General features: G+C 71.1%; 9 protein-coding genes. 2 read left to right on the top strand and 7 right to left on the bottom strand.

The window, feature by feature from the left end; all coding sequences use genetic code 11:
• Positions 1-29: 29 nt before the first annotated feature.
• Entirely contained in the window at positions 30-1,976 is a 1,947-nt protein-coding gene (dxs, locus tag HQQ78_RS02030) for a 1-deoxy-D-xylulose-5-phosphate synthase (RefSeq protein ID WP_173150893.1), read from the top strand.
• A gap of 80 nt (positions 1,977-2,056) precedes the next feature.
• On the opposite strand, the gene HQQ78_RS02025 is transcribed toward dxs, so the two are convergent.
• The 4 genes from HQQ78_RS02025 to HQQ78_RS02010 form a co-directional block, all read right to left on the bottom strand.
• On the bottom strand, positions 2,057-4,180 hold the full coding sequence (locus HQQ78_RS02025) for a 3-hydroxyacyl-CoA dehydrogenase NAD-binding domain-containing protein (RefSeq protein ID WP_173150892.1): 2,124 nt from the start codon (positions 4,178-4,180) through the stop codon (positions 2,057-2,059).
• Positions 4,177-5,382 (bottom strand): thiolase family protein, encoded by a 1,206-nt coding sequence (locus tag HQQ78_RS02020; RefSeq protein WP_173150891.1) that lies wholly within the window; start codon positions 5,380-5,382, stop codon positions 4,177-4,179. The genes HQQ78_RS02025 and HQQ78_RS02020 overlap by 4 nt, the downstream gene beginning before the upstream one ends.
• 73 nt (positions 5,383-5,455) lie before the next feature.
• A complete protein-coding gene (locus HQQ78_RS02015; protein ID WP_173150890.1) occupies positions 5,456-6,790 on the bottom strand; it encodes an HRDC domain-containing protein in 1,335 nt (444 codons plus the stop codon).
• Positions 6,791-6,833: 43 nt separating this feature from the next.
• The gene (locus HQQ78_RS02010) at positions 6,834-7,430 is read right to left on the bottom strand and encodes a DUF3000 domain-containing protein (RefSeq protein WP_371740311.1); all 597 of its coding nucleotides are present in this window, start codon (positions 7,428-7,430) and stop codon (positions 6,834-6,836) included.
• A gap of 109 nt (positions 7,431-7,539) precedes the next feature.
• Between HQQ78_RS02010 and HQQ78_RS16295 the strand changes: the two genes are divergently transcribed.
• A complete protein-coding gene (locus HQQ78_RS16295; protein ID WP_173150889.1) occupies positions 7,540-8,784 on the top strand; it encodes an alpha/beta fold hydrolase in 1,245 nt (414 codons plus the stop codon).
• Here the strand turns inward: HQQ78_RS16295 and HQQ78_RS02000 are convergent.
• Genes HQQ78_RS02000 through HQQ78_RS01990 form a run of 3 tightly spaced genes read right to left on the bottom strand, consistent with a single transcriptional unit; the run spans position 8,742 to position 10,833 of the window.
• A complete protein-coding gene (locus HQQ78_RS02000) occupies positions 8,742-9,497 on the bottom strand; it encodes a dihydrofolate reductase family protein (protein WP_056045434.1) in 756 nt (251 codons plus the stop codon). The two genes, HQQ78_RS16295 and HQQ78_RS02000, sit on opposite strands and share 43 nt — an antisense overlap.
• A complete protein-coding gene (locus HQQ78_RS01995) occupies positions 9,494-9,937 on the bottom strand; it encodes a SufE family protein (protein WP_123570121.1) in 444 nt (147 codons plus the stop codon). Before HQQ78_RS01995 ends, HQQ78_RS02000 begins: the two co-directional genes overlap by 4 nt.
• Positions 9,934-10,833 (bottom strand): sulfurtransferase, encoded by a 900-nt coding sequence (locus HQQ78_RS01990; RefSeq protein WP_173152084.1) that lies wholly within the window; start codon positions 10,831-10,833, stop codon positions 9,934-9,936. The genes HQQ78_RS01995 and HQQ78_RS01990 overlap by 4 nt, the downstream gene beginning before the upstream one ends.
• Positions 10,834-10,959 lie beyond the last annotated feature (126 nt).

The following is a 10,959-nucleotide window of genomic DNA, read 5'->3' as shown; positions in this document are numbered from 1 at the left end:
GCCCGAGAGGGCCGAGAGGGAAGGCCAGCATGAGCCTGCTGCAGACGATCACGGGGCCTCGTGACCTCGACCGCCTGACGAACGAACAGATGGTCGAACTGGCCGCCGACATCCGCCGGTTCCTCGTGACCGAAGTGTCGAAGACCGGGGGCCACCTCGGGCCGAACCTCGGCGTCGTCGAGTTGACGTTGGCCATGCACCGGGTGTTCCACTCGCCGCACGACGCCTTCGTCTTCGACACCGGCCACCAGTCGTACGTCCACAAGCTCCTCACCGGTCGCCAGGACTTCTCGGGGCTCCGGCTCCGGGGCGGTCTCGCCGGATACCCGCAGCGGTCCGAGTCCGAGCACGACATCGTCGAGAGCTCACACGCCTCGAGTTCGCTCTCGTGGGCCGACGGCATCTCCCGGGCCTTCCAACTGACGGGCCGGGACGATCGGCACGTGGTCGCCGTCGTGGGGGACGGCGCGTTGACCGGGGGCATGACGTGGGAGGCCCTGAACAACATCAGCGACGACAACGACCGTCGCCTCACCATCGTGGTCAACGACAACGGCCGGTCCTACGCCCCGACCATCGGAGGAATGGCCCGTTTCCTCAACACGGTCCGCACCCGCCAGGCCTACCGCGAGCTCCACGTCGGCAGCAGGGCCGTCTTCGACCGACTCGGACATCCGGGTCGTGCGGTCTACCGCGGCGTCCGGGGTGGTCTGCACGGCTTCCTGAGCCGGTTCACGAACAACGAGGCCCTCTACTCGAACCTGGACATCAAGTACATCGGGCCGGTCGACGGTCACGACCAGGTCGCCATGGAAGAAGCGCTGCTCCAGGCGAAGAACTACGGGGCGCCCGTGATCGTGCACGCCATCACCGAGAAGGGCCGGGGATTCGATCCGGCGCGCGCCGACGTCGCCGACCAGTTCCACGCGGTCGGGCAGATCGACCCCGAGACGGGCGAACCCCTCGAGGCGTCCACCTCGCCGTCGTGGACGTCGGTCTTCGCGGACGAGATCGTCGACATCGCCGAGCACGACGAGAAAGTCGTCGGCATCACGGCGGCGATGCTGCGTCCGGTGGGCCTGCACAAGCTCGCCGAACGGTTCCCGAAGCGGGTCTTCGACGTCGGCATCGCCGAACAGCACGCGGTCACGAGTGCCGCGGGTCTCGCGTTCGGTGGACTGCACCCCGTCGTCGCGCTGTACGCCACCTTCGTGAACCGCGCCTTCGACCAGGTGCTGATGGACGTCGCCCTCCACCGGGCCGGGGTCACCTTCGTGCTGGACCGCGCCGGTGTGACCGGACCGGACGGCCCGAGCCACCACGGCATGTGGGACCTCGCCCTCCTGCAGATCGTGCCGCACATCCGTCTGGCCGCCCCTCGTGATGCGACGCGACTACGCGAAGAGCTCCGGGAGGCCGTGGCGGTCGACGACGCGCCCACCGTCATCCGGTTCTCGAAAGGCGCCGTCGGCGTCGAGCACGACGCCGTCGAACGACTCGAGGACGGTGTCGAGGTGCTGCGACGCACCGGCCGCGACGACGTCCTCATCGTCTGCGTCGGCCCGATGGCCGGCATCGGACTCGAGGTCGCCGAGCGACTGGAGGCCCAGGGCATCGGTGCCACGGTCGTCGACCCTCGATGGGTCGTCCCCGTCCCGGCCAGCATCATCGAGCTGGCCGCTGCCCACCGGCTCGTCATCACGATCGAGGACGGCGTGCGGGTGGGCGGGATCGGCACCCGTGTGCGACAGGACCTCCGTGGCGCAGGCGTCGACACGGCCGTGACCGAGTTGGGACTGCCCGACGAGTTCCTCGAACACGGGTCCCGGGCCGAGATCCTCGACGAGGCCGGCCTCACGCCGCAGCACATCGCTCGCGACGTCGTCGCCCAGGTGCTCGGCAGCCGAATCCCGGTGGCGAGGCCACTGGACGAGACCGCTGCCGCATCCCGGCACGAGGACGCCCGGCACGACTGAGCCCCGGTGCGGTGTCACGCCGCACGACAGACGTCGAACGCCCCGTCCCTCTCGAGACGGGGCGTTCGGCGTGGGTGGTCTTACTCGACGCCGCGGATCGCGGGTTCGTGGAAGTCGCGTCCCCGCACCCGACGTGAGGCACCGACCCGGTCGAGGTACGGCGTGACCCCGCCCATCTGGAACGGGTACCCGGCGCCGAGGATCAGGCAGAGGTCGATGTCCTCGGCCGCGGCCACGACGTGGTCGTCGAGCATGCGCCCGACCTCGTCGGCGAGACCGTCCTCGATGCGGATGCGCAACTCGTCGTCGGTCAGGGCCGTTCCCGGTCCGGCGGCGAGGGCGACGGCCTTCTTGTCGAATCCCTTGCGACGGCCCTTCGAGTCGCGTTCGAAGATCGTGCCGTGCTCGGCCAGGCGGTGCAGTCCGTCACTGGCGAAGAACCGGTCGGGGAAGGCGGCATGGTGGGTGTCGAGGACGTGCGCCCCGACGGTCAGCCCCACCAGCTCGAGCAACTCGAACGGCGTCATCGGGAGGCCGAACGGCGCCGTGGCCCGATCGACGACCTCGAACGGCGTCCCCGTCTCGACGGCGTGCATGGCCTCGCCCAGTAGTTTGGCCAGGATCCGGTTGACCACGAACCCCGGGGTGTCGGCCGTGATGACGGCGTTCTTCCGCAGGGCCTTCGCCGTCACCATCGCCGTGCTCAGCGTCTCGTCGTCGGTCGCCGGGGTCTTGACGACCTCGACGAGGGGCATCACCGCGACCGGGTTGAAGAAGTGGAATCCGACCAGTCGCTCGGGATGCGCGAGACGCGCCCCGATCTGCTCGACGCTGAGCGACGACGTGTTGGTCGCCAGCACCGTCGTGTCCGAGACGACGGCCTCGACGTTCGCGAACACCTCCTGTTTGACCGACAGCTCTTCGAACACGGCCTCGATGACCCAGTCGGCGTCGGCGAAGTCGGCGAGATCGGTCGTGCCCGTGATGAGCGCCTTGAGGCGGTTGGACTCGTCCCGCGAGATCCGACCCCCGCCCTGCAACTCGTCGATCTCGCCTCTGATGCGGGAGAGTGCCGCGTCGACCCGAGCCTGGTCGAGGTCGGTGATGACGACCGGGACGCGCAGACGGCGCACGAAGAGCAGCGCGAACTGGCTCGCCATGAGTCCGGCCCCGACGATGCCCACCTTGCCGATCTTCCGGGCGAGGTCGGGGGAGGGTGCACCGGCGGGCTTCTTGGCCCGCTTCTGGACGAGATCGAAGGCGTACATGCTGGCGTGGAACTGGTCGCCTGCCACGAGGTCGGCCAGCGCTTCGTCCTCGGCCGCGAAGCCGGTCGTCCGGTCGGTGTTCTTCGCGGCCTTCAGCAGGTCGAGGGCGGCGTAGGGCGACTTCGCGACGGTGCCGATCTTCGACTCGAGCGACTTGCGCGCCACCGAGATCGCGACGTCCCACTTGACGGCACGCTCGAGCCTGCCCGGGACGTTCGGCCGCTTGACGGTGACGCGGCCGGTCAGCACGCCGTCGGTCCACCGGATGCTGTCCTCGAGGAAGGACGCGGGGCCGAACATCGCGTCGACGATGCCGAGTTCGAGCGCCTGGGCGGGCTTCAGGGTGCGGTTGTTCTTCAGGGGGTTCTCGATGACGACCTTGAGGGCGTTCTCGATGCCGATCAGGTTCGGCAACAACCAGGCGCCACCCCACCCGGGGATGATGCCGAGGAAGACCTCCGGCAGGGCGATGGCGGCGGCCGACGAGTCGACCGTGCGGTAGTCGGCGTGCAGCCCGATCTCGACGCCACCGCCCAGGGCGAGCCCGTTGACGAAGACGAACGTGGGCACCGGGGCGTCGTGCAGCTTGCCGAGCACGGCGTGGCCGAGCCGGGCGAGCTCGCGGGCGACCTCGCGGCTGGGGATGGCGCTCACCTTGCTGAGGTCGGCACCCGCCGCCAGGAAGTACGGCTTGCCGGTGACGGCGATCGCCGCGATCTCGCCCGAGGAGGCGCGGCTGCGGACGGCGTCGAGGGTCGCGCCGAACTCGTGCAGCGTCGCGGGCCCCAGCGTGCTCGGCCGGGTGTGGTCGCGGCCGTTGTCGAGGGTGACGAGGGCCAGGAGGCCGCCGGAGGGCAACGGCACGTCGCGGACGTAGGAGTGCGTGACGACCTCGTCGGCCGACAGCTCGGTCAGTTGTTCGGTCGCCGTGCTCATGCGCGTGCCGCCTTCTTCGAGTAGTGGGGGTTCTCCCAGATGACGCTGCCGCCCTGACCGAGGCCGATGCACATGGCCGTGAGGCCGTACCGCACCTCGGGGTGCTGCTCGAACTGGCGGGCGAGCTGGATCATCAGCCTCACGCCCGAGGACGCGAGGGGGTGACCGACGGCGATGGCCCCGCCCCAGGGGTTCACGCGCGGGTCGTCGTCGTCGATGCCGAAGTGGTCGAGCAGGGAGAGGACCTGCACCGCGAACGCCTCGTTCAGTTCGAAGAGGCCGATGTCGTCGATCGACAGCCCCGCCTTGCGGAGGGCCTTCTCGGTGGACGGCACGGGACCGATGCCCATGATCTCGGGCTCGACGCCGGCGAAGGCGAAGCTGACGAGGCGCATCTTGGGGGTGAGCCCGAGTTCCTTCGCCGCGGCGCCCGACGCCATCAGGCTGACCGTCGCCCCGTCGTTGAGACCCGACGAGTTCCCCGCCGTGACGCGGCCGTGCGGCCGGAAGGGAGTGCGCAGCCCGGCGAGACCCTCCATCGTGGTCTCGGGTCGAGGCGCCTCGTCACGGGTGGCGAGCCCCCAGCCCTGGTCCGTCTTGATGGCCACCGGGACGAGGTCGGGTTGGATCTGGCCGGCGTCGTAGGCCGCTGCGAGTTTCTGTTGCGACCGCAGGGCGTACCGGTCGGAGCGCTCCTTCGTGAGCTGGGGGAACCGGTCGTGGATGCGCTCCGCGGTGTTGCCCATGTTCAGGGCCTCGCCGCTGACGAGCTTCTCGGCGGCGAAGCGCGGATTGGGGTCGGCGGCGAACCCCATGGGGTGACGCCCCATGTGCTCGACTCCGCCGGCGAGGGCGACGTCGTACGCGCCGAAGGCGATGCCGCCGGCGACGCTCGTCACGCTCGTCATGGCGCCGGCGCACATCCGGTCGATGGCGTACCCGGGCACGGACTGGGGGAGACCCGCGAGGAGCGACGTCGTGCGTCCGAGGGTGAGGCCTTGATCGCCCTGTTGCGTGGTCGCCGCGATGGCGACGTCGTCGATGCGTTCGGGCGGTAGGGACGGGTTGCGTTCGAGCAGACCCTTCATCGCTTTGACGACCAGATCGTCGGCGCGGGTCTGCCAGTACATGCCTTTGTCGCCGGCCCGACCGAATGGGGTGCGTACCCCGTCGACGAACACGACATCGTTGCTCTCAGCCACAGTGCCTCCAGTGTCAGGATCTGGTCCTGATCTTAGGGACGACGCCGGGGGCCCGAGAATCGTTCGAGCAATCCTACGAAGCGCCGTCGCCCGTCGCCTCGGGCTCTTGGTGGGCGTCGACAAAGGCCTCGGCGACCGCCTCGGCCACGGCCTCGACCTGCCAGGTCCGCGCACCGAGCTCGACGAGTGCGGCCGCGATGGTCGGTGCGTCGAAGGGGATGGGCGGGTCCCAGGCCAGCCGGCGCAGGGTCTCGGGTGTGAGCAGGTTCTCGACCGGCAGGTCGAGCCCCTCGGCGATCTCGGTCACCTTGGGGCGGACGGCCTTGTAGCGCGCGTCGGCCAGCGGGTTCTTGTCCGCCCACGATCGGGGCGGGGGGAGGGTGTCGCTCGCCGGCCCCCGGTGCGAGGGCAGGTCCGTCGTCTCACGGCCGCGTTCGATCGCCGCGAACCAGCGGTCCAGCTCACTGCGACTGGCCCGGCCGACGAACTCCTTGATGCCGGCGAGGGACCGTTTGTCGGTGGGCATCGCCTTCGTGGCGGCCAAGAGCGAGGAGTCCGGGACGAGACGGCCCGGGGCCGTGTCGATCTCGCGCGCGTAGTCGTCCCGCGCCTGCCAGAGTTCACGAGCCACGGCGAGGGACCGGGACCCGCGCAGGCTGTGCAGCCCGGTCAGTCGACGCCACGGGTCGACCTTCGCGGGCTTTGCCTCCCGCCTCAGGGTCGCGTCGAACTCCTGGCGCGCGATCTCGAGCTTGCCCGCGTCCGCGAGGACCGCCTCCATGGCGTCCCGGAGGTCGACGAGCAGCTCGACGTCGAGCGCCGCGTAGACGAGCCAGCTCTGCGGCAACGGTCGCGTCGACCAGTCGGCGGCACTGTGTTCTTTCGCGAGGTGGACGCCCAGGAGCTGTTCGACGACGGCTCCGAGCCCGACCTTGGGGAGCCCGGCGAGGCGCGCACCCAGTTCGGTGTCGAAGATGCGGCTCGGATCGAGGCCGACCTCGCGCAGGCACGCGAGGTCTTGGCTGGCGGCGTGGAGCACCCACTCCTCGTCGCCGATGACGGCTTGCAGTTCGGCGAACGAGCCGATGGCGGGTGGGTCGAGGAGGAACACCCCCGAGCCGCGTCGGAACACCTGGATGAGGTAGGCCCGCTGCGAGTAGCGATAGCCGGAGGCGCGCTCGGCGTCGATCGAGACCGGCCCGGTTCCGGCGCGGATCGCCTCGACGGCGGCCAGGTACCCCTCGCGGTCGTCGATGACGGTCACCTCGCCGTGCTGCGAGTCGGCGGTCTCGACGACGGGTCGGACGGAGACCCGGGGGCGGGTGTCGCGCGGCTTGGAGCCGTGGGGTGCTGCCGCGTCGGCCGCCGCCGCGTCTGGTGCGGCCTCGTCTGGTGTCGCTGTGGTCATGTCTCCGCTGTTCTCTCCGGGGGCGCTGTTCTGTTCCGGTGGTTCAGTCTCGTCCGACCCGCCTCGAGGCGAGGAGGGTGACGCCCTCGACGGTCGGGGGCAGGCCGGCGAGCGTGCAGATCAGCTCGCTCCAGGCCTCGATGTGCGGGGCCAGGTCGGTGGTGGCGGGGCTCCAGGACGCCCGGAGTTCGAGCTGGGCCCCGTCACCGTGGTTGGCCAGCTCACCGTATCCGGTCGAGAGGATCTTGGTGGCGGTGCCCGATGCCTGGTCGTAGACGGCACCGCGGGCGTCGAGGCTGTCGACGAGCCAGGACCACGCGACGTCGGCCACGAACGGATCGAGGGCGATCTCGGTCTCGAGGGGCGCCTGCGCGAAGCTGACGACCCGGAAGGGTCCGCCCCAGGCCTCGGGTTCGTCGTCGTCGTAGAGCAGCACGAAGCGTCCGGTGCCGAGGTCGGGGTCCGGGCGACCGGACGCGCCGATGACGTCCCCGGCGAGGGCCAGGGCGTGGGGGGCGAGGCCGTTCGGAGCGGGGATCTCGGTCACGGTGAGGGCGTCCCGCGCGGCGGCACGGTGGACGGACTCGACGGCCGCGGCGAACGCGGGCGGGCGGGTCGACGTCGGGGGGATCTCGGACACCTTGGAAGACTAGGGTCGATCCTGAGGGCGACCCCCGCGGCACGCCGCGCCCGGCTCAGCAGATCCACAGGTCTCCCCGCTCCATCTCACGCCGTCCGAGGAGCCGCCCGTGAACCGCCCCGCATCCACCGGTCGACGGGGCGTCGGCCCGCTCGCCGTCGTCTCGATCGCGGTCGGGGGCACCGTGGTGGTGTCGTCCGCAGCCCTCGTCTCGGGGATCGTCGCCATCGCCCGGAAGATCGTCACCCCTGCCCGGAGGCGACGCGACGACGTGCGCATCGAGGCCCACGACGCCGTGGCCGGGACGATCACCCTGCGTTCGACGCCCGACACGCGCCTCCCCGGTCGCTACAGCTTCTGGTACGACCGGGGCCGAGGGCACGCCCGCATCGGCGAGGTGGTGCACGACGACGGCCGGTACGTCGAACGTCGGGTCGAACACGAGGACGGCGTCGGGGGCGTCGAAGGAGTCGAGGCATCCGGCCTGCGGCGATCCCACCGGGGTCGCATCGGCGGCTGGCTGTACCCGACGCCGCACGACGCGGGCCTCACGGCCGACGGGGTCGTGGTCGACACCGAGGTCGGTCCGGCGCCCGCCTGGCTGGTCCCCGCCGAGGGCGGGCTCGACGGTCCGTGGATGATCGGGGTTCACGGTCGCGGGGTGACGCGCGCCGAGACGATCCGTGCGGCACCGGTCTTCCGGCGAGAGGGCTTCACCTCGCTCCTCGTGTCGTACCGCAACGACGGCGAGGCGCCCCGTTCGCCCGACGGCCGTTACGCGCTGGGCGACTCCGAGTGGCGCGACGTCGAGGCGGCGATCCGGTTCGCCCTCGACCACGGGGCGACGTCCGTCGTGCTGATGGGATGGTCCATGGGTGGGGCGCTGGTGTTGCAGGCCGCCACCCGCTCCACCCTGCGCGGCGCCGTCTCGGGTCTCGTGCTCGAGTCGCCCGTCGTCGACTGGCGGACGACGCTCGCCTACCAGGGCGCGGCCATGCGGGTGCCGGGGGTCGTCCAGGGTCTGGTGCTGCGCCTCCTGGGGTCGCCCCTGCTCTGCCGGCTGGCCGGCAGCGCCGAGCCCATCGACTTCGACCGGCTCGACCTCGTCTCGCGCGCGGGCGAGCTCGACCTCCCGGTGCTGGTGCTGCACAGCGACGACGACGGCTTCGTGCCGTCCACCGCGTCACACGCGCTGGCCGAGGCGCGGCCCGACATCGTGACCTTCGAGGTGTTCGACGTCGCCCGGCACACCAAGCTCTGGAACCTCGACCCCGAGCGGTTCGAGGGGGCGATCGGTCGATGGCTCGACCGTCAGCGACTCGCGGGCCCACCGTCCACCGACCACCGCGCGTAGAGCGTGCTCTGCTCGTCGACCAGCAGTTGGCCGAGGACGAGCGACGCCGGGTCGAAACGTTCGCGACCGAAGACGGGCAGGCCGCTGCCGATCACGACCGGCGAAGTCGACAGGCACAGCTCGTCGACGAGGCCGTCCCGGAGGAACTGCCCGGCGAGCGAGGGGCCGCCCTCGCAGACGAGCGAACGGAGGCGCTGCTCGCGCAGGCACCGGAGGATCGCGGCGGGCTCCAACCGGCCGCCGTCGTCGGTCGCCGACAACACGCGGGCGGCCGCCCAGATCGCCTCACCGAGGGTCTCGCGGACCCGTGCCCGCGCGGATTCGGGGCAGACCACGACGACCCGCTCGGCTTCGGCCGGGTCCATCCGGTGGCCGGAGAGGTCGCCCGACGCCGTGACGACGACGAGTCGCGAGGACTTCGGCACCCGGTAGCCCTCGGCGCGCACGCTCGCCGCACCGACGAGGACACCGTCGGCGAGCGAGCGGATGGCGGCCAGGATCGTGCGGTCGGTGGCGTTGCTCAGCGTCTCGGAGGTGCCGTCGGACCCCGCGGCGTCACCGCTGACCGCCGCGATCAGGTTGAGTCGCAGCCACGTCTCGCTCGGCGGGGCGTACAGCTCGCGGATGCGGGCGGGGGTCGAGTCCTCGTCGATCTCGAGCTCGAGCCCGACGTCGCCGGGACGTCCGAGGGCGTGCAGCACCCGGAGCGTCACGCGACGGCGGTCCGTTCGCGGATCTGACGCTTGGCGCGGCCGAGCAGCGCGGTCATGCCGCGGATGCGCAGCGGGCTCACGGCCTCGGTCAGGCCGATCGTCTGCGGGTAGTCGTCGGGGACGTCGTCGAGCACCTGCTCGACGGTCAGTCCGTCGAGCCCCTGGGCGAGGATCGAGGCGAAGCCCCGGGTCGTCGGCGCCTCGCGCGGTGCCGTCGCGTGCAGGTGCACCCGACCGTCGGTGACCTCGACGAACAGGAACACGGGGGACTGGCACTCGACCACCCGTTCGAGCAGGTCGGGATGGTCGGCGTACCTGGCGGGCAGCTCGGGCAGCTCGTTCGAGAACTCGAGCAACAGCTGCAGACGGTTCCGCACGTCGAGGGCGAGGAACTCCTCGCGGATCTCGACGAGCGCCTCGGGCAGGGCCGCGTCGGTCACCGGGCCGGCACCTCGCCCGGCTCGGTGCCCTGCACGATGGGGACCCGCACGGCGCTACCCCACTCGGTCCAGGAGCCGTCGTAGTTGCGCACGTCCTCGAAGCCCATCAGGTGCGTCAGGACGAACCAGGTGTGGCTCGACCGCTCACCGATGCGGCAGTAGGCGACGACCTCGTCGCCGTCGGAGAGGCCCGCCCCGTCGCGGTAGATGGAGTCGAGTTCGGCGAGAGGCCGGAAGGTGCCGTCGTCGGCCGCGGCCTTGCCCCACGGCACGTTCTGGGCGCTCGGGATGTGACCGGCCCGCAGGGCGCCCTCGTCGGGGTAGGCCGGGGCCGTGGTGCGCTGGCCGGAGAACTCCTCGGGCGAGCGCACGTCGATCAGGGGTTTGCCGAGGTGCGCCAGCACGTCGTCCTTGTAGGCGCGGATGACGCTGTCGTCCCGCTCGACGACGGGGTAGTCGGTGGCCTCGACCTCGGGCGCCTCGGTCGTGTAGTCGCGTCCCTCGGCCTCCCACTTCGCGCGGCCGCCGTCGAGCAGACGGACGTCCTCGTGCCCGAAGAGCGAGAAGACCCACAGCGCGTACGCGGCCCACCAGTTGTTCTTGTCGCCGTAGATGACGACCGTGCTGTCGCGCGTGATGCCGCTGCGGCTCATCAGCGCGGCGAAGCCCTCGCCGTCGACGTAGTCGCGCTGCACCGGGTCGTTGAGGTCGAGGTGCCAGTCGATCTTGACGGCGCCGGCGATGTGGCCGGTCTCGTACAGGAGGACGTCCTCGTCGGACTCGACGACGACGAGCCCGGGGGTGCCGAGGTGCTGCTGCAGCCACTCGGTGCCGACGAGACGCTCGGGATGGGCGTACTCGCCGAAGCGGGCGGACGTGTCGTGCTCGACGGCCATGGTGTCTCCTTGTGCGGGGGTCGGGGTGGAGCCGACGCCGGGCGACGCGTGGTGCCCGGCGGCGTAGGATCGCCTCTGGTCGGCCCCGTCGAGGTTACGCATGCCGCGTGACCGTCGCCCGGGAAC

Origin of the sequence: Frigoribacterium sp. VKM Ac-2859, assembly GCF_013204925.1 — a bacterium.
Taxonomy (GTDB): Bacteria; Actinomycetota; Actinomycetes; order Actinomycetales; family Microbacteriaceae; genus Frigoribacterium.
Note: the sequence above shows the minus strand (reverse complement) of the source record. Positions and strands in the feature narration are given on the sequence as shown.